We start from the raw sequence: 19,379 nt of genomic DNA, 5'->3' as shown, positions 1-19,379 counted from the left end.
ATGAAATTTACAATTATGTCAAAGGGAGATCAATCATCAGATGCACTGGCAAGCACGATGAAAGAATACTTGCTAGATTTCGGATTTATAATGGATGAAAAGGAACCCGATATTGTAATTTCTGTTGGGGGAGATGGAACGCTTTTATATGCATTTCATCGTTATTATGATCGATTGGCTGAAACGGCATTTGTTGGTGTACATACAGGACATCTAGGTTTCTATGCAGATTGGTTACCGACAGAAGTAGAGAAATTAGTAATTGCAATTGCGAAAACACCATTCCAAGTGGTGGAATATCCGCTTTTAGAAGTTATTATTCGCTATGTGAATGGAAGTAAAGAGTCACAGTATTTAGCGATGAATGAGGCGACTGTAAAAAGTGCAGAAGGTACATTAGTAACAGAAGTAGAAATACGCGGAGAATATTTTGAAACATTCCGCGGAGACGGCCTTTGTATCTCTACTCCTTCAGGAAGTACCGCGTATAATAAAGCGCTTGGCGGAGCGATTATTCACCCATCTATTGAAGCGATACAAATTGCAGAAATGGCGTCCATTAACAATCGTGTATTTCGTACTGTAGGATCGCCGCTCGTATTGCCGAAGCATCATACATGTGTGTTAAAGCCAGCTGCAGGAATGAACTTACAAATTACAGTGGATCATTTAACGATGGTTCATCAAGATGTGAAATCAATCCAGTATCGCGTCGCAAACGAGAAAGTACGATTTGTTCGTTTCCGTCCATTCCCGTTCTGGAAACGAGTTCGTGACTCGTTTGTTGCAGATAAATAGAAAGGGTTATATATTTGAACAGATTTACATTGAAATGGGATATAGGGCCGGCTGAAGAGGGAACTTTAGTTAGGGAATTTTTGAAAACGAAAGGCATTTCTAAAGCCGCTTTAACGGATATAAAGTTTCACGGCGGGGCAATTGAAGTAAATGGTCAACATGCGAGTGTTCGTCATCAGTTGCGTGCTGGTGAAGAATTACGTGTCTTTTTTCCAGTTGAGGAAAGAAGTGAAGGGATGATGGCAGAAGATATCCCTTTAAGCATTGTATATGAAGATGACGCGGTTCTTATCATTAATAAAGAGGCGAACATGTCAACGATTCCGTCTAGAGAACATCCGACAACGAGTGTTGCCAATGCGCTTTTATCTCATTATGATAAGCAGCACCTTGCAAGTACAGTGCACATCGTAACACGTTTAGATCGTGATACTTCGGGGCTTATGCTTATTGCAAAAAATCGTTTCGTGCATCATCTTTTATCGAAGCAGCATCAACAAAAAGCTGTGAAACGAACGTATGAAGCAATTGTTCACGGAAAGATTGTAGAACGAGAAGGAATGATTGATGCACCAATTGGTCGAAAATCTGATAGCATTATTGAGCGAACGGTTTGTGAGGATGGACAAAGGGCAGTTACTCATTTTAAGGTAATTGATAGTACATATCATAAGACACATGTAGCGCTTGAGCTTGAGACAGGAAGAACGCATCAAATTCGTGTGCATATGGCTCATATAGGACATCCGTTACTTGGTGATAGCTTATATGGAGGGAGAAGGGATGAAATGAAACGGCAAGCACTTCATAGTAAATCTTTGACGTTTTATCATCCTATTTTAGAGAAAGAGATGTCTTTCACTATAAAGCTTCCAAGCGATATGCAAGAAGTGTTGTGGCATACTTAAAAAGGGAACAAAATTCTTATATTATAAAGAATTTTGTTCCCTTTTTTCTTAGCGGAATAATATTAAAATTTGGTTTTCACCCGTACGCTTTATAACGAAAAATCCACTTTCGGCTTTTGTAGCAATGCCATTGTCATTTGGACGACAATATCCATGTGCTTCGCAAGTGCCGTCATCACGTACTAACATTTGTCCAATTAATCCGACAGGAAGCCACTCGGCGCGATCTTTTCTTGCTACATATTTGCAAGTTGGATCCCATTCTGTATTTAAAAGAGGTTGTATTTCTTCGGCTTCCGTCCATACATATTGGCGTTTTCCAAAGTTATCTGTTTTATAACGTTTTTGCCAACTTAAAGCCCCGCTATTTCCTATAAGGGCAGGGGTTGCACTAGATATTCCTAAAATGAACGAATCGCGTGAAGTAGCTATCCGAATTTTTTCTTCGTTACTAAATGTAACGAAATAACCGACATCAATAGGTTTATAACCTTCGGTTTCAAACATTTGTGCAAAATCCGTTCCGCTTGCATTGTAAGACGCGCCCTCAATGTACATTTCTCCATTATGAGCAAGCCATTTAGCCCCGATATTATGGTCGGTGTCGCTTACACCATTTGCAATAAACCAAGAATAAGCTTCTTCTGCAGTGCCGAAGCGCCCCATAATATGGCTACCTGCAAAATGAGCTGTTGATGTATGATGACCTTCCGCATGAGAAGAGGATCCGTTAGCGATAGTTGCGTTTCCTTCTGCGTGTGCTGCTTCGCCTAAAGCAATTGTCTGTTTACCCTCCGCATGAGAATAAGCCCCGCCTGCTGTCGTTTCACTTCCCTCACTATGCGAACTATGTCCAGTTGCTTTTGAGTTTGATCCTTCTGCATGAGAGAAAGAACCTTTTGCGTGTGTTAATAAGCCTTCCGCATGTGCTGCCATGCCCTCCGCATGAGAGTGAAGCCCCTCTGCATATGCATATCGGCCGCCCCTTTTAACTTTTGTATTTTCAGATGTAGGTGTCTCAATTATGAGGGGTTTTTCAGGTTGTATATCATTCGATGAAGCCAATGCCTCTTTTATTTTTTTTACTTTGTTTATAATAGCGGCTGGAATTTCTGGTTCCACTTTTTTATTTATTGCTACAGAAATATTTTCTTCCGTCTTTTCTTCTGCTTGATTAGAATGTATTACCTGTTCATCTTGATTTGAAAGCTGTTTATTTTTTTGTTGCATCTTTATTTTTCTGCGATCGATTATGCGGCTCATCACAGCATTTTCTAAAGAGACATATGTTGGTTTTACTTTGCTTTTTTTTGATGACTCTTGTTCTTCCAGTTCTTCTATCGCTGCAGCCCGAATACTACACCAGTTGTTAATTCCGTACATGGGCAGATATAAAGGGGGAAATTTTCTTTTTTGTTTAGAAGATTTTTTCTTCATTCTGTCACCTCCTGCGACATTATATGTAGTGTAATTAAAAAAAGATGCACTTTATTGCATCTTTTTTTAATTACTTTACCTAGTTTTATATGAGATCTGCCTAAATAATGCTAAGTAAGGTAGTTATGAAATTGGACGGAATTTCTCAGCGACAAAAGGTAAAGAAGAAGGGACAGAGATAGTCTCCATTTCAGGATAACGTAATCCGGTTAATTTGCCACCAAATACAGCACCAGTATCAATATTGACTGTCTGATTGACGAATCGAGGTTCTGCTACTGGTGTATGTCCATATACAATCCAAGCTTGCCCCTTGTATTCTTGCGCCCAATCGCGACGGACAGGTGAGCCATCGGCATGCTTTTCTCCTGTAATATCGCCATATAATACAAAGGTTTGTACTTTTTTATCTCGTCTTCCTATGTAATCTTGCCGAATCCCAGCGTGACATACGATTACTCTTTTTTCATCTAGTATGTGGTAGAGCGGTGATTGTTCATAAAGAGTGATAAACTTTTCTTTTATAATGTTTTGCTTATGAGAAGGAAGTGCCTCATATTCAGCAACAGTTGTTTCAAGTCCGTGAGCGACTGTTACATTACGCCCAAGGAAAAATCGATATAGTTTATTACAGTGATTTCCAGGAGCGTAATAAGCTTCTTTTTTATGTATGACAAGTTCCCATACAATTTCAATCATACGTAATGAATGAGGACCACGGTCTGTAATATCGCCAACGAATGCAAGTTTACGTTGGTCAGGGTGAACCGGTAGACCGCTACTCCAGTTATATCCTAGCTTCTCTGTTAAATTTTGAAACTCTTGGAAGCATCCATGAATATCTCCTATAATGTCATATTTCATATTTAAACCTCCATCGTATTTTTCATTAGTATATCTAAAAAAGGATAGAGATAAAAATATAGCGTTTTTGTGTTGTTCATTTAAACATAAAGATTTTCGTTCTTGAGCGAACATTTAAAATGAACCCAATCGCAATCATGTATGTAAGCAGTGAACTTCCTCCGTAGCTCATAAGAGGTAATGTTATCCCTGTAATGGGAAGTAATCCGATTGTCATCCCGATATTTTGGAATACTTGGAAAGTAAACATTCCGATTGTACCAGCGCAAATGTAACTACCGAAAGGGTCATTACTTTCTAAAGCAATATGAATCATTCGAAAAATGAGTAAGAAAAAAAGAGAAATAATGACACTTGCGCCTAGAAATCCAAATTGTTCAGCGACATTAGTGAAAATAAAATCTGTATGTGGTTCTGGAAAATATACTTGTCCATTTTCCCACCCTTTTCCTTGCATTTCTCCGGATCCAGTCGCTAAGAATGCTTGTCTTAATTGATAGCCTTGTGCATCATATTTGTAAGGTGCTAACCATCCGTAGAAGCGATTTAATTGATATTCTTTTAAAATGTGTGCTTTAAAGAAATCTGTGTGAGTAAAAAAAATATATATTAATGTAGTTCCAGCAACGAAAGTAGCTGAAACTAATCCGAAAATAAAACGCCATCGTATGCCAGAAACTAGTATCATTGCTGCAAGCATCGCTGAAATGACCATTGTATTTCCTAAATCTGGTTCCTTTGCGATGAGTAGTAGTGGTGGCAAACTTGTTGCAAATATTTTTCCAAGTAGTAAAAAATCGTCATGTATTGTTTGGGAAAAATATTTCTCATTATGGTTTGCTATAATTCGTCCAATGACGATAATTAAAAATAATTTCATAATTTCAGAAGGCTGAAAATTTCCGATGCCTGGGAGCCTGTACCAAGCGGTAGCGCCTTTAATTGTAACGGCACCTGGTACTTGAAGTTCTAGTCCAATAAGTAGTACCATTGCAAAGCTGTACAAATACCAAGCAATTTTTTGATAACGATCGAAGTCGAGAATCATAATAACACCAATGGCTATAAATCCAATGAAATACCATTGGATTTGCTTTAGTACAAAATTGACGTTTTGTAAAAATGGCGGTAAAGAGGCTTGCGCACTTGCAATAGCACAACAACTAACAATCCCAATGGCAAATAAAATAAATAGTAATACGTAGTCTATTTGATATTGAGAATTTGGATCTTTCAATGTAGGTATTCCTTTCTACTGCTCTTTATAGTAATGGATTTTATCCCGCATTAATGGGCAGTAAGACCCCTACCTCAAAATTCAGCGAAAGCGAAGAAGTTAGGTGGGGGATCAACTGCCCGTAAAAGCCCGATTGGTGAGAGCTGATTAAAGTTTCACTTTATAGTATGAGAAAGAATGTATGAACTATACGAATGATTCACATATAGTCCATACACTTTTAATTTTGCAGAGTAGTTTAATTGTTTAACTCTTTAATAATTATATCCAAACAATGGGAAAGACGTACATGTGCGTCAGGAAAAATATCTAGTTGATGAAGATAGTATTTTAAGGAACTTTTACACCATTGGTAAGCACTAAGTAGAGCTGCTCTATAGTCTGTAGTATTTTGTAAAAAGCCATATTCTTTTGCTGTTATAACGAGGTGTGTGAAATCTTCACAACCTTGAAGGAGCTTATTGTGTATTTGTTGTCCAGCATGGTAGCGAAATTGACTTAAAGGCTCAGAAATGTATATTGCATTTCCTTTAGAAAGTAAAGAAATCCATGAGGCCATATCAACACTACAAGAATATTGTCGCTCTTTAAGGGTGCCAAAAGGTTCAGTGAGCAATTCCTTTCGGAACAAGGTAGTTGTAGGCTCACCGATAATGTTGTGTCCACCCTTTAACATCCAATTACCTAAAAATATCCCGTTTAATGGGGTGTCTTCACTATATAACCTTTGTGTTGGATGGGAATCACCTATTAGATTTCCATGATCATCAATGCGTACTCGATAAGAAGTAACAAGAGCAAGATTTTTATTGGGATCTTGCTCAAAATAGGTCATCATTTTTTGTATTTTATGCTTATAAAACACGTCATCGTCCATTAAAAAATTTATATACTCACCATTTGATTTTTCTATGAGCATAAGGTCATTGTGAAATTGTCCTAGAGTAGGGATATTTCGAATGTATGTTATATTTTTATAATTTGGTAAGTATTGTTCGCGTATTAAAGTTGCTGTTTCATCATTTGTACTATCATCTCCGATGATGATTTCAATATTAGAATAAGTTTGTGCCAATGCACTTTCTAGAGCAATTTTGAAATAATGAGGCCGATTATAAGTGGGAATAAGGATGGAAACGAGAGGTGGATTTTTTTCATTCATCATACATAACTTCCTTTCAGAAGCTTTTTTTTGTAAGAACAATATCTTGGTAACTTGTATATTCATGTCTGCCGCACCATAAACCGTAATGCGGCTTATTGATTATTTCTAGGCCGTACTTATTCAATAGATTGCAAATATCTGTCTCAGGATAAGCAACTGCGAAATTCGGAATATCTTTATTTACAACGTAGCAATTTTCGATTCGATGATAAAAACCTAATGTACTTTGTCCTGCATTTAAATAGTAGGACGATTCAGGATTTATAAGAAAGAATGTAATGAAACATCTCCCGTCTTTTTTTAATACACGTACAATTTCAGATACGTAATGTTCTAATTCTTTTGGGAGAAGATGCGTAAATACAGAAGTTAAAAAGATAAAATCGAATGTCCCGTCTTCATAGGGGAAACGATATTGAGAGGCATCTTCTTTTCCTTCTGGATTATAGAATTGATTGTATATGTCAACATGTTCAAAGTGAAAATTATTACGCATAGTTGAAATGTTATTTTGACACCAAGTAATTCCATCTTTAAACAAATCAAATCCATAATACGCTCCATCATCATGTAAGTAATTCAATAATGGTACAGCCATTCGACCGACGCCGCAGCCTACATCTAATACTTTTTCATTTGGTTTTAAAGCGCCAATTTGAATAAAATGCTTTAGGAACTCTTTTCCAACTTTTTTGAAGTCGCCACCTACATATTGGACGAGTTCAGGAGGGGGGAGTAAAGTCATTTCTTTGTTAAGTTCACTCATGAGTATACCCCTTTCTTGTATGAGAAGATGCAGTAAATCTATTAATAAAATTTTCAATTTGTATTGAGAGAACACAGGAAAACAATTGTTATATGTAAGGAGATTCCGAAAAAGAATACTTAATTGGATTAGAAGTGAGAGAAGGATGAGTGAAAATGAAATCTCCTATAGATTAAATCTTTTTTATTCTTTTCTCCAATAAACGCCAAATACATCAATTTTAGTAATAGGGGCTTTTAAATTTCGTTGGTTTCTAAAGTCTGTCACAGCCTCAGCGCATGGCGGTAGCCCGTAGTCATCGATAATTATATAGCCACCTTTAGAAACTTTATCATATAAGTTCACGAGACCATCCATTGTGGATTCGTACATATCACCATCAAGCCGTGCAATTGCTATTTTTTCAATTGGTGCTGTTGGTAAAGTATCTTTAAACCAGCCTTTTAAAAATTTCACTTGATCATTTAGTAAATCATATTTTTTGAAATTCTCTTGTACTTGTTCTAAAGAGACGCGTAAGTAATCGAATGTGTGCAAATAATCACCGTAATCTTTTGGATATTGTTCTAGATTCGGTGCTGGCAAACCTTCAAATGAATCAGCGACCCACACATTACGATTCGTAATGTTGTTTGCTTGTAAAAAACCATTCATAAAAATGCACGATCCTCCGCGCCATACACCTGTTTCAATAAAATCTCCCTCTATATTTTCACGAACAACGGTTTCCATCGCCTCTTGTAATTGGTTCATACGTTCTCGACCGATCATGCTATGTGCTGCTCTTGGCCAATCCATTCCATCATGGCGTTCACTTTTTGAAACATTTGGTTTTACAATTTTTAAGTTATGGTTTTCAGCATATTGCTTAATGAATAAAGGGAGGGGGACTGTAACTGGCTCGAATTCTAGTTCTTTTGAAATATGTAGAGATGCGGGTAAGTATGCCTCATATTCTAACCATATTTCAAATAAAATGGTCTTCTTTAGCAATTCGAGATAAAGCTGAACAGCAGATTTACTTTCCATATTTGTGCCTCCTGCAAAATGTCATACAACAATATGATTATGTAGATAGCGAATGTTTCATGATTGAATTTGAAATTGAAAAAGCAGTAAAACTGATATCAGTTTTACTGCTAAGTAAAAAATTAAGCGATTTTTTCAATAATAATAGATGCATTTGTACCAACAGCTAATGATAGCCCAAGCCCTGTAACGATTACTTCAATTAATGATGGAGTTGTCGTAATTTGCGTAATTGCTTGAACAACGATAGGTGCTCCAACTGAGATTAAAGTGGCCCCAGTACCTGGAACAGATACCCCATTTACTTGGATTGTAAGTCCTCCTAATAGACTTACTGCTGCAGTGTATACGATAACGGTAATTTTATAGAATCCAGTTTGACTAATTACGAAAGTATCAGGATCTAATTGAGAAATTGCTGTACCAAACTGAGATCCAACAGTATTAAATGGTACTGGAGCATTAAGTCCAATATCCAAAGAAATCCCAGCGGAGTTAAATGCATACAATCCTGCTGGAAGCCCTAGTCCAGATGGTCCAGTCGGTCCAGTCGGTCCAGTAGCCCCAGTCGGCCCCGTAGGTCCAGTAGCCCCAGTGTCACCAGTCGGCCCTGTAGGTCCAGTAGCCCCAGTGTCACCAGTCGGCCCCGTAGGTCCAGTAGTCCCAGTGCCACCAGTCGGCCCCGTAGGTCCAGTAGCCCCAGTGTCACCAGTCGGCCCCGTAGGTCCAGTAGTCCCAGTGCCACCAGTCGGCCCCGTAGGTCCAGTAGTCCCAGTGCCACCAGTCGGCCCTGTAGGTCCAGTCGGTCCTGTAGGTCCAGTTGGCCCAGTCGGTCCAGTTGGCCCGGTAGGTACAGTCGGCCCCGTAGGTCCCGTAGGTCCAGTCGGCCCGGTCGGCCCAGTCGGAAGGGTAAACGGTGGTATCGGTGGTAATGTAGGTCCTACAAGATTAGGGTCAAATGCACTAGCTGATAAAGATTCATCGGGATTTAATCCATTTGAATAATTATTATTTGACATAAATTCACCTCCATAAAGCGTTCATTATATAGTAGATGCAAAACCGAAAGAAAATGACACGGACATTTGAATTATTGAAAAGAAATCTTAAACTACTTGAACAATTTAAAAAAATGGAAAGTTTAGTATATGTATAACATATGATTGATTTGGAAGAGGGTGATTATGTTGAACAAGCAAGGAATTACAATTAGTTTATGTATGATTGTTCGAGATGAGGAGGAGACAATAGCCCGTTGTTTAGAAACAGTTGAAAAAATTGTGGATGAAATTATAGTAGTTGATACAGGTTCCGTCGATCGAACGAAAGAAATCGTAGAGAAATACACTTCTAACATATATGATTTCCAGTGGATTGATGATTTTGCAGCAGCAAGAAATTTTTCTTTTTCAAAAGCGACGCAAGAGTATATATTGTGGCTAGATGCAGATGATGTCTTATTAGAAGATGCTCAAGAAGCATTGAAACTTTTAAAAAGAGAATTAGATCCTAAAATTGATGCTGTTTCGATGCCTTATCATCTTGCAATGGATTCTAACGGGAAACCTTTATATTGTACAAAAAGAAATCGACTTGTAAAGCGTGAAAAACAATTTCAATGGTTTGGAAAGGTTCATGAGTATTTAGCTATTTCTGGTGAGGTTTTTAGTAGTAATGTTGCTATTACACATAAAAAAGAAAAAAAAGTAACAAATCGTAATTTGAAAATTTTTCAAAATACTGTAGCGGCAGGTGAAGAATTAAGTCCGAGAGATTTATTTTATTACGCAAATGAATCTACGGATAACCAAAAATATGATGATGCAGTTCTTCTATATGAAACATTTCTTAATCAAGACGAAGGATGGTATGAAGAGAAAATTTATGCATGTGGTAAGTTAGGAGATTGCTATGCAAAGCTAGGAATGTGGGAGAAGGCAATCGAATCTTGTGTGAAGTCGTTTCGGTATGACGTCCCTAGAGGAGAGAATTGTACAAGAATAGGATATATATATATGGAACAAGAAAAATATAATGAAGCGATATTTTGGTTTAAACTTGCCACGGAAGTACCAATGGCAACGGAAAGTCCTTTCCATAGTCCAGCTAGCTACACATGGCTACCCTATTTACAAATGTGTATTTGTTATAGCAGGTTAGGGGAGCAGGATAAAGCGTATTATTACAATGAATTAGCAGCTTCTTATGTTCCGAATAATGCTGCAATTGAATATAACCGTAAATATTTTCGGGGAGTTTTTGATAAACCATATAAAGTGTAATAGGTTTCGTTTTTTAGAAATGATTTATCGCTATTCTAACTCTAATAGATTGGTTATATATTAGAGTATCAGTAACGTAACCAATATAAATAAAAGATTTTATACTGCTATTTGCGGGCTAATAATCATTGGGGGATGAACAAAATCTGCACTTTATAGAATTCATATGAGATTTATATTTCTAATTCAATTTGCATAAGGAGTGTGTGAAATGAATCGCGAAAAAAGTTCTTTATATGAAGAAAAATCCGAGCATTATTATAATGCAGCGAATCCGAATTTATTAAAGCATATAAAAAAGGAATGGAAAGAAGTTCTTGATATTGGTTGCTCGAGCGGTGCATTGGGAGCAGCTATTAAAGAAAACGGTACACGTGTATCAGGAATAGAGGCATTTCCAGAGGCGGCAGAAAAAGCGAAGGAAAGACTAGATCATGTTATTTTAGGGGATATAGAAAAAATAGATCTTCCTTATGAGGAGGGGCAATTTGATTGCGTCCTATTTGGGGATGTATTAGAGCATTTATTTGATCCGTGGGCTGTGATTGAAAAGGTTAAGCCATATATAAAGCAAAATGGTGTGATTTTAGCAAGTATACCAAACGTTGCTCATATTTCAGTATTAGCTCCCTTACTTGCTGGAAATTGGACGTATACAGAATATGGTTTATTAGATAAAACACATATTCGTTTCTTTACATTTAATGAAATGCTAAGAATGTTTTTAAAAGCAGGATATTCAATTAGTAAAGTAGATCGTGTATATGTTGATCATAAAATGTATGAGCCGCTTATTGAGGAGTTATATGGAATTTGTAAAAAATATCGTCTTGGAAGTGGCTTCATGGCTGAGACAGTTGTATTTCAGTATATTATTGAAGCTGAAAAATCACAATTATGAGTGCTGCAGACAAAACAATATTATTTGTTACATGCATAAATGATCGGAAATTGTATGCAAACTGCGTGCGACATATATTGCAATTGTTAGTACCGCCAGGGTATATTGTTCAATTTATGCCGATTCGAAATGCGAAAAGTATGACGAGTGGATACAATCAAGCCGTTTCGCATCCAGCGAAGTATAAAGTGTATTTACATCAAGATGTTTTTATTATAAATAGGGCTTTTTTATACGGATTACTTCAATTATTTGAGGAACATGAAAACCTTGGGATGATTGGGATGGTTGGAGCGCAATATGTTCCTCCGACTGGCGTATGGAACGAAGGGCGTGGAATTGTAGGAAAAGTCATTGGTTATATGAATGATTTGTTTTATATGGCAAGTTTAGAACAACCGTATCATGAATCAAAAACATTTATTCCTGTAGAATGTATTGATGGTTTATTAATGGCGACACAATATGATGTTCCGTGGCGAGAAGACTTATTTGACGGATTTGATTTTTATGATGTATCCCAATCATTTGAATTTAAAAAAGCAGGATATACAGTCGGTGTACCTGTACAGCGCGATGCTTGGTGTATCCATTATCATTTTGATGTGAATATGACGAACTATGAAAAGTATCGGAAAATATTTGTGGAACACTATATGTCAGATGTAAATAAGGAAGAATAAAAGGGGGGACAAAAATGAAAGATCATACAATATTAGTCGTTGTTTGTGTAAATAATGAGGAGCTTTTCAAACAATGTGAGAGCCAAATAAGAAACATTTTTGTTCCCCCAGGTTACACAGTACAAATTTTTCCGATACGAGATGCACAAAGTATGGCAAGTGCTTACAACCGAGCCCTTTCATATCCAGCGAAATACAAAGTGTATATACATCAAGATACATATCTTATTAATCGAGACATGTTTTCTACACTTATATCTCTGTTTAAAGAAAATGAAAAGCTTGGTTTAATAGGAGTTGCTGGGGCTCAGTTTTTACCGAATAACGGGATATGGTGGGAAGGGAAAAATTTAGTAGGGAAAGTGATTGAGTATAGAAGACGGAATTATCAATTATTAAATTTAGATCAGGTTTTTTATGGTAATCAACCATTTTTGTCAGTTCAGGCAATTGATGGTTTATTCATGGCAACGCAGTATGATATTCCGTGGCGAGAAGATTTGTTTCAAGGGTTTCACTTTTATGATGTGTCACAGTCTTTAGAGTTTCAAAGGGCTGGTTATTTAATCGGTATCCCAAATCAAGCAAATTTATGGTGTATTCACTACAACGGGGATGAGTTTGATGCGGATACATATGAGAAGTACCGGAAAGTGTTTGTAGAACATTACAAAGATATATTATCTCCATCATAAAGGAGAGATGCAAAGTGAAAGGAATTATTTTAGCAGGTGGTACTGGATCAAGATTATATCCAATAACGAAAGTAACGAATAAACATTTACTTCCTGTTGGTCGGTATCCGATGATTTATCATGCGGTATATAAGCTAAAACAATGCGATATTACAGATATTATGATTATTACAGGTAAAGAGCATATGGGGGATGTTGTTAGCTTTTTAGGGAGTGGTCATGAATTTGGAGTGTCCTTTACGTATCGTGTGCAAGATAAAGCGGGCGGGATCGCACAGGCGTTAGGACTTTGTGAAGATTTCGTCGGGAATGATCGTATGGTAGTTATATTAGGGGATAATATTTTTTCAGATGATATTCTTCCGTATGTTGAAGAGTTTGCAAACCAAAAAGAAGGTGCGAAAGTGCTATTGCAATCTGTAGAAGATCCCGAAAGATTTGGCGTAGCACATATTCAAAACCGAAAAATAGTTGAAATTGAAGAAAAGCCGAAAGAGCCGAAAAGTTCTTATGCGGTTACGGGAATTTATTTGTATGATTCGAAAGTCTTTTCTTATATTAAAGAATTAAAACCTTCTGCACGGGGAGAACTTGAAATTACAGATATAAATAATTGGTATTTAAAGCGAGGGGTACTTACTTATAATGAAATGAGCGGCTGGTGGACTGATGCGGGAACTCATGCTTCGCTTCAAAAGGCGAATACGTTAGCACGGGATATTAATTTTGGGAAACAGTTTAACGGAGAATAGGTGAGAATATGAAAGTTGTAGAAACAAATTTTACCGATGCAAAATTGTTAGAACCGAGGTTGTTTGGAGACGATCGTGGCTTTTTTTCAGAGAGCTATAATAAGCAGGTGCTAGAAACATTAGGGATAACGTATTCATTTGTACAGGATAACGTATCTTATTCGGCTAAGGCAGGAACGATTCGGGGACTACACTTTCAAAAAAATCCGAAAGCACAAACGAAACTCATTCAAGTTATGCAAGGGGCAATTTATGATGTTATCGTTGATTTACGAAAAAAATCACCGACATTTAAACAATGGAAAGGATATATTTTAAGTGCAGATAACCATCGGCAATTACTAGTGCCAAAAGGGTTTGCACATGGATTTTGCACGCTTGTCCCGCATACTATCGTTATGTATAAAGTAGATGAATATTATAGCGCAGAGCATGACTCAGGATTACTTTGGGAAGATAAAGATTTAGCAATTCCTTGGCCAGTAACCGATCCTATATTGTCCGATAAGGATCAGATATTACCATTACTAGAGGAATATGAAGATAGTTTTTAAGTAGGAGAGTTGTTTATGAATATATTAGTAACAGGTGGGGCTGGATTTATTGGAAGTAATTTCGTTCATTACATGCTACAAAGTTATGAAACATATAAAATTATTAATTACGATGCATTAACATATAGTGGGAATTTAAATAACTTAAAATCTCTTCAGGATCACCCGAATTACTCTTTTGTAAAAGGAGAAATTCAAAATGGAGAGCTATTAGAACACGTTATAAAAGAGCGAGACGTACAAGTGATTGTAAATTTTGCAGCTGAATCACATGTGGACCGTAGTATTGAAAATCCGATTCCTTTTTATGATACAAATGTAATTGGAACGGTCACTTTATTAGAACTAGTTAAAAAATATTCGCATATAAAACTTGTGCAAGTGTCAACGGATGAAGTGTATGGCTCTTTAGGAAAAACAGGGAAGTTTACAGAGAAAACACCGTTAGCTCCAAATAGTCCATATTCTTCAAGTAAGGCGAGCGCGGACATGATAGCTCTATCTTACTATAAAACATATCAATTACCGGTTATAGTAACGCGTTGTTCTAACAATTATGGACCGTACCAGTATCCTGAAAAATTAATTCCATTAATGGTTACGAATGCACTAGAAGGAAAAAAACTACCGCTATATGGTGATGGTTTAAATGTAAGAGATTGGTTACATGTAAAGGATCATTGCAGTGCGATTGATGTTGTTCTGCATAAGGGACGTGTAGGAGAAGTATATAATATAGGTGGAAATAATGAAAAAACAAATGTAGAAGTTGTGGAACAAATTATTACTCTTTTAGGAAAAACAATAAAAGACATTGAATATGTTACAGATCGTTTAGGACACGATCGTCGTTATGCGATTGATGCAGAGAAAATGAAGAATGAATTTGATTGGGAACCGAAATACACGTTTGAACAAGGATTACAAGAGACGGTGAAATGGTATGAAAAGAATAAGGAATGGTGGAAACCACTAAAAGATTAGTAAGGGGTATGTTAAATGAAAGAGAGGGTTATCATAACAGGAGCAAACGGTCAATTAGGAAAGCAACTATTTGAAGAGTTAGACTCTGAAGAATATGATATATATCCATTTGATAAAAAGTTATTAGATGTGACAAATATATCCCGAATACAACAAGTGGTACAAGAAATAAAACCACATATAATTATTCATTGTGCTGCCTATACGAAAGTAGATCATGCGGAGAAAGAACAGGATTTTGCGTATAGAATAAATGCAATCGGAGCTCGAAATGTAGCGGTTGCTTCACAATTAGTAGGGGCGAAGCTAGTTTATATTAGTACTGATTATGTATTTCAAGGTGCCAGACCAGATGGATACGACGAATTTCATAGTCCAGCGCCGATAAATATATATGGGGCCTCTAAGTATGCGGGGGAGCAGTTCGTCAAAGGGTTACATAATAAATATTTTATCGTTCGCACATCGTGGCTATATGGTAAATATGGAAATAATTTCGTGAAAACGATGATGCGATTAGGAAAAGAAAGAGATGAAATATCCGTTGTAGCGGATCAAGTTGGCTCTCCTACGTATGTGGCGGATTTAAATATGGTTATTAATAAGCTCATTCATACTTCTTTATACGGTACATACCACGTATCAAACAGTGGTTCATGCTCTTGGTTTGAATTTGCACAAAAGATATTTTCGTACGCCAATATGAAAGTGAATGTATTACCTGTTTCAACGGAAGAATTCGGGGCTGCAGCTGCGAGACCCAAATATTCTGTTTTTCAACATAACATGCTACGATTAAATGGTTTTTCACAAATGCCGTCTTGGGAAGAAGGATTAGAGCGGTTTTTTATAGAAACCAAAAGTCATTAACAAATTTCTGTTAATGACTTTTTTGTTTGCCTTTAAGCGGTTTTATGGTACTATAATTATAGTATCAGGTACTAATAACAAGTATAAGTATTTCTGGGAGGATATATCATGGAACTATTACAAGGGAAAACATTTGTTGTTATGGGCGTTGCGAACCAAAGAAGTATTGCATGGGGAATTGCTCGCTCTTTGCATAATGCAGGTGCAAAATTAATATTCACATATGCAGGAGAACGTTTAGAAAGAAACGTTCGTGAATTAGCGGACACATTAGAAGGACAAGAATCACTTGTATTACCTTGTGATGTAACGAATGATGAGGAACTTACAGCTTGCTTTGAAACAATTAAACAAGAAGTAGGTACTATTCACGGTGTAGCACATTGTATTGCTTTTGCAAATCGCGATGACTTAAAAGGTGAGTTTGTAGATACTTCTCGCGATGGATTTTTACTTGCACAAAATATTAGCGCATTCTCTTTAACAGCTGTAGCAAGAGAAGCAAAAAAAGTAATGACAGAAGGCGGAAATATTTTAACGTTAACATACCTTGGCGGCGAGCGTGTTGTGAAAAATTATAACGTTATGGGTGTTGCGAAAGCTTCATTAGAAGCGAGCGTGAAATATTTAGCGAACGATTTAGGTCAACACGGTATTCGTGTTAACGCTATTTCTGCAGGACCAATTCGTACGTTATCTGCAAAAGGTGTAGGCGATTTTAACTCAATCTTAAGAGAAATTGAGGAGCGCGCACCACTTCGTCGTACAACAACGCAAGAAGAAGTTGGCGATACAGCAGTATTCCTATTCAGTGATTTAGCACGCGGTGTAACAGGAGAAAACATTCACGTTGATTCAGGGTATCATATCCTAGGATAAATATAATATTAATTTTTAAAGGACAATCTCTAAATGCTGAGATTGTCCTTTTTATTTGTTCTGAGAAAGAACGATTTTTAACGAAAGTTCTTACTACGTAATGAATATAACTATAATAGTACACGATTTATTCAGCTACGTATGGAAGTGGGAGGGACGAGTGTGAAGAATAAAAATAAAAGTTCAACAGTTGGAAAACCGTTGTTATATATCACGCAAGTAAGTTTAGAACTTGCTGCACCGAAAATAAAAAGGATTATCTTAACAAACTTTGAAAATGAGGATCGAAAAGAGAGCAGTAATAGAAACGAAAATGCTGTAAGCAGTGCTGTGGAAGAGGTAATAGAACAAGAACAACAAGAAGAACAGCAAGTGGAAGAAAAAATAGAAGAAGAAAAAGAAGAACACATAGAACAAGAAGAGCAAGAACCAGAATCAGTAAGAACTGTCCCGTATAATAAATCATTTAAGGATATGAATAATGATGAAAAAATTCATTTTTTACTAAACCGCCCTCATTACATTCCGAAAGTAAGATGCAGAATAAAAACAGCTACAGTCTCATATGTTGGATCGATCATATCGTATCGTAATGGCATTGTATCTATTATGCCGCAAAATAGTATGAGAGATATTAGGTTGTCTATAGATGATATCCAATCGATTAGTATGGCCGGTTTTTAAATATGTAAAGGTGGTAGAAAGCTTCTACCACCCCAATAGTTTTTTAGTTTACTTTACGATAGAAACGTCGCGTAAGCATTGAATTGCACAGAAACAGCTTAAATCAACAGTAATGCAAGTAGTTGTAGATATTAATCTTGCATTTGGTACAGCTAAAAACGTACAAATTGGATCGTCACCAGGTGGTACCGGAGAACTGTCACCTAATACTACAGTTAATACACGTAATACAGCACAGCTATCGTCATCTACACTTTCCACACGGAAAATTGGAGAACGGCAGCTAGTAAGGCTTGCTGATGGTGCGAATGCTTCAAAAGGTTCTCCAGTTTTTGTGTATAAAATAAAAGGGCGTGTATTTGCTACTGATGCAGTATTATGTGCACCTAAAAATGGGATTTCACAACCAGATCCACATGTTGTTGTAGAACAATCTTGTAATTCATTGATGAATTTAACAACGTCAACTACACAATGAGAAGAGCCATGGTGTTTATTTTCGTTACAACTCATTAATGTCACTCCTTATCTTCTTGTTTGTATTTACATTAATAAGATATTGGAGTCGAGGAGATTTGGTCACAATCTCAAGACCTTTTTTTTTAAATAGGCGAAAGAGGATAAGGGAAGGTGGAATTATGCTGTTTACAAGCTGGCTTTTATTTTTTATTTTTGCGTTAGCTGCCTTTAGGCTCACTCGTTTAATTGTTTATGATAAAATTACAGCCTTTTTGCGAAGACCATTTATTGATGAATTAGAGATTACGGAGCCGGATGGAAGTGTATCAACGTTTACAAAAGTGAAAGGTAATGGATTAAGAAAGTGGATTGGCGAATTATTAAGCTGTTATTGGTGTACAGGTGTATGGGTTAGTGCTTTTTTATTAGTCTTATATAATTGGATCCCTATCGTTGCGGAACCGTTACTTGCATTATTAGCTATTGCAGGAGCAGCAGCCATCATTGAAACAATTACAGGATATTTTATGGGAGAATAATATATTTTCATAATACGAGAAAAAGCGGAGTTTAAAAGAATGAGGGAACGGAAATAAAGAGTTGTTCATATAGTAAATAGACAGAATTGACAGTAGAGGAGATGTTTGCTGTGAGCAATAATCCAAGGCAGAATTCATATGACCTGCAGCAGTGGTATCATATACAGCAACAACACCAAGCACAACAACAGGCATATCAAGAACAATTACAACAACAAGGATTTGTGAAGAAAAAGGGATGCAATTGCGGGAAAAAGAAGAACACAATAAAACAATATGAAGAATGAAACACTCATGCTACTGTGAGTGTTTTTTATTATGTATAAAAAGCGGTATTTCTGTATTAGAAATACCGCTTTTTACTAGCTAATTTGTGCAACTGTTAATGCTGCCGCACGGATGTCTACAGTTCCAATTAACTCAACTGGCACAATTTGAATTAAGTCACCAGGATTTAAGTTAATAAGAATAACACCACTGGATACATCTACTTCACCAGTACCAATAACGTTAGAACGAACTGCTGTACCTGATCCAGGAATAATGTTAGCTGGTGTATTTAATGATAAGAAGAAACGACCAGCTTCTGGTGCAGTAGGTACGTTATCAAGACTAATTGTTAATGTATAACTAATTTGATAAATACCAGCTCGCAGAATTCGAATGCCATCTCCGACACTTACTGTATCGTTGATTACAGGAACAGTAATATTTGGGTTTGGACTTACACTAGGTAATAGTAGTGGTGTAAATAGTGAAGCGAACTGAGGTGCAGAAGCATTGAAAGCAAAACCAAAGGCAGGTAGTGTACTAGCTGGCTTTGCCTCGCAATCGATTTTAGTAAATTCGCAATCAGAAGAGAACATGTTTTTCACTCCTTTATCTGTTTCTAC

At 36.7% G+C, this 19,379-nt stretch carries 23 protein-coding genes; 14 read left to right on the top strand and 9 right to left on the bottom strand.

Translation table 11 applies throughout. The features are described from left to right. A complete protein-coding gene (locus tag AU379_RS21285; RefSeq protein ID WP_000673182.1) occupies positions 1–798 on the top strand; it encodes an NAD kinase in 798 nt (265 codons plus the stop codon). Between the two features lie 14 nt (positions 799–812). Continuing rightward, a complete protein-coding gene (locus AU379_RS21280; protein ID WP_001079139.1) occupies positions 813–1,706 on the top strand; it encodes an RluA family pseudouridine synthase in 894 nt (297 codons plus the stop codon). Positions 1,707–1,754: 48 nt separating this feature from the next. Here the strand turns inward: AU379_RS21280 and AU379_RS21275 are convergent, their stop codons facing one another. The 7 genes from AU379_RS21275 to AU379_RS21245 all read right to left on the bottom strand — a co-directional run bounded on the left by AU379_RS21275 (position 1,755) and on the right by AU379_RS21245 (position 9,223). After that, complete coding sequence (locus AU379_RS21275) at positions 1,755–3,143, bottom strand: peptidase G2 autoproteolytic cleavage domain-containing protein (protein WP_000730515.1); 1,389 nt, start codon at positions 3,141–3,143, stop codon at positions 1,755–1,757. A gap of 123 nt (positions 3,144–3,266) precedes the next feature. Continuing rightward, positions 3,267–4,007 carry a bis(5'-nucleosyl)-tetraphosphatase PrpE gene (prpE, locus tag AU379_RS21270; RefSeq protein ID WP_000872698.1) on the bottom strand — a complete coding sequence of 247 codons (741 nt, stop codon included), beginning with the start codon at positions 4,005–4,007 and terminating at the stop codon, positions 3,267–3,269. A gap of 76 nt (positions 4,008–4,083) precedes the next feature. Then, on the bottom strand, positions 4,084–5,244 hold the full coding sequence (locus tag AU379_RS21265; protein WP_000654704.1) for an FtsW/RodA/SpoVE family cell cycle protein: 1,161 nt from the start codon (positions 5,242–5,244) through the stop codon (positions 4,084–4,086). Between the two features lie 238 nt (positions 5,245–5,482). Next, a complete protein-coding gene (locus tag AU379_RS21260; RefSeq protein WP_002004643.1) occupies positions 5,483–6,409 on the bottom strand; it encodes a glycosyltransferase in 927 nt (308 codons plus the stop codon). Positions 6,410–6,422: 13 nt separating this feature from the next. After that, the gene (locus AU379_RS21255; RefSeq protein WP_001292836.1) at positions 6,423–7,175 is read right to left on the bottom strand and encodes a class I SAM-dependent methyltransferase; all 753 of its coding nucleotides are present in this window, start codon (positions 7,173–7,175) and stop codon (positions 6,423–6,425) included. A gap of 183 nt (positions 7,176–7,358) precedes the next feature. Then, positions 7,359–8,204: a TylF/MycF family methyltransferase gene (locus AU379_RS21250; RefSeq protein ID WP_000444386.1), complete on the bottom strand. Its 846-nt coding sequence runs from the start codon at positions 8,202–8,204 to the stop codon at positions 7,359–7,361. A 122-nt stretch (positions 8,205–8,326) separates the two neighbouring features. After that, positions 8,327–9,223 carry an exosporium leader peptide-containing protein gene (locus AU379_RS21245; RefSeq protein ID WP_061139696.1) on the bottom strand — a complete coding sequence of 299 codons (897 nt, stop codon included), beginning with the start codon at positions 9,221–9,223 and terminating at the stop codon, positions 8,327–8,329. Between the two features lie 165 nt (positions 9,224–9,388). Between AU379_RS21245 and AU379_RS21240 the strand changes: the two genes are divergently transcribed. From AU379_RS21240 to AU379_RS21195, 10 genes are all read left to right on the top strand, one after another. Continuing rightward, complete coding sequence (locus AU379_RS21240) at positions 9,389–10,486, top strand: glycosyltransferase family 2 protein (RefSeq protein WP_000932913.1); 1,098 nt, start codon at positions 9,389–9,391, stop codon at positions 10,484–10,486. A gap of 211 nt (positions 10,487–10,697) precedes the next feature. Then, on the top strand, positions 10,698–11,387 hold the full coding sequence (locus tag AU379_RS21235) for a class I SAM-dependent methyltransferase (RefSeq protein ID WP_001078432.1): 690 nt from the start codon (positions 10,698–10,700) through the stop codon (positions 11,385–11,387). Then, positions 11,384–12,070, top strand: a complete 687-nt coding sequence (locus tag AU379_RS21230; protein WP_001271191.1) for a glycosyltransferase family protein — start codon at positions 11,384–11,386, stop codon at positions 12,068–12,070. Before AU379_RS21235 ends, AU379_RS21230 begins: the two co-directional genes overlap by 4 nt. Before the next feature lie 14 nt (positions 12,071–12,084). Then, entirely contained in the window at positions 12,085–12,765 is a 681-nt protein-coding gene (locus AU379_RS21225; RefSeq protein ID WP_000651520.1) for a glycosyltransferase family protein, read from the top strand. 14 nt (positions 12,766–12,779) lie between these two features. Then, positions 12,780–13,517, top strand: a complete 738-nt coding sequence (locus tag AU379_RS21220; RefSeq protein WP_000676160.1) for a sugar phosphate nucleotidyltransferase — start codon at positions 12,780–12,782, stop codon at positions 13,515–13,517. A gap of 8 nt (positions 13,518–13,525) precedes the next feature. After that, entirely contained in the window at positions 13,526–14,071 is a 546-nt protein-coding gene (rfbC, locus tag AU379_RS21215) for a dTDP-4-dehydrorhamnose 3,5-epimerase (RefSeq protein WP_000869413.1), read from the top strand. Positions 14,072–14,086: 15 nt separating this feature from the next. Next, positions 14,087–15,055: a dTDP-glucose 4,6-dehydratase gene (rfbB, locus tag AU379_RS21210; protein WP_061139695.1), complete on the top strand. Its 969-nt coding sequence runs from the start codon at positions 14,087–14,089 to the stop codon at positions 15,053–15,055. A gap of 15 nt (positions 15,056–15,070) precedes the next feature. Next, entirely contained in the window at positions 15,071–15,925 is an 855-nt protein-coding gene (gene rfbD / locus AU379_RS21205) for a dTDP-4-dehydrorhamnose reductase (RefSeq protein ID WP_000664649.1), read from the top strand. A gap of 108 nt (positions 15,926–16,033) precedes the next feature. Beyond that, a complete protein-coding gene (gene fabI / locus AU379_RS21200) occupies positions 16,034–16,804 on the top strand; it encodes an enoyl-ACP reductase FabI (protein WP_000421886.1) in 771 nt (256 codons plus the stop codon). Positions 16,805–16,945: 141 nt separating this feature from the next. After that, on the top strand, positions 16,946–17,488 hold the full coding sequence (locus AU379_RS21195; RefSeq protein WP_002004649.1) for a spore coat CotO family protein: 543 nt from the start codon (positions 16,946–16,948) through the stop codon (positions 17,486–17,488). A gap of 48 nt (positions 17,489–17,536) precedes the next feature. Here AU379_RS21195 and exsY read toward each other — a convergent pair whose 3' ends face one another. Continuing rightward, positions 17,537–18,001, bottom strand: a complete 465-nt coding sequence (exsY, locus tag AU379_RS21190; RefSeq protein ID WP_001277740.1) for an exosporium assembly protein ExsY — start codon at positions 17,999–18,001, stop codon at positions 17,537–17,539. Positions 18,002–18,126: 125 nt separating this feature from the next. On the opposite strand from exsY, the gene AU379_RS21185 reads away from it, so the two are divergent. Next, the gene (locus AU379_RS21185; protein WP_000899664.1) at positions 18,127–18,486 is read left to right on the top strand and encodes a DUF1360 domain-containing protein; all 360 of its coding nucleotides are present in this window, start codon (positions 18,127–18,129) and stop codon (positions 18,484–18,486) included. A gap of 101 nt (positions 18,487–18,587) precedes the next feature. Beyond that, a complete protein-coding gene (locus tag AU379_RS21180; RefSeq protein ID WP_029948404.1) occupies positions 18,588–18,773 on the top strand; it encodes a hypothetical protein in 186 nt (61 codons plus the stop codon). Positions 18,774–18,848: 75 nt separating this feature from the next. On the opposite strand, the gene exsF is transcribed toward AU379_RS21180, so the two are convergent. Continuing rightward, positions 18,849–19,352 (bottom strand): exosporium protein ExsF, encoded by a 504-nt coding sequence (gene exsF, locus AU379_RS21175; protein ID WP_000492942.1) that lies wholly within the window; start codon positions 19,350–19,352, stop codon positions 18,849–18,851. Between the last annotated feature and the right edge of the window lie 27 nt (positions 19,353–19,379).

This window comes from Bacillus sp. JH7 (genome assembly GCF_001563515.1).
Classification (GTDB): domain Bacteria; phylum Bacillota; class Bacilli; order Bacillales; family Bacillaceae_G; genus Bacillus_A; species Bacillus_A cereus.
This window is presented reverse-complemented; position numbering and strand designations above follow the sequence as displayed.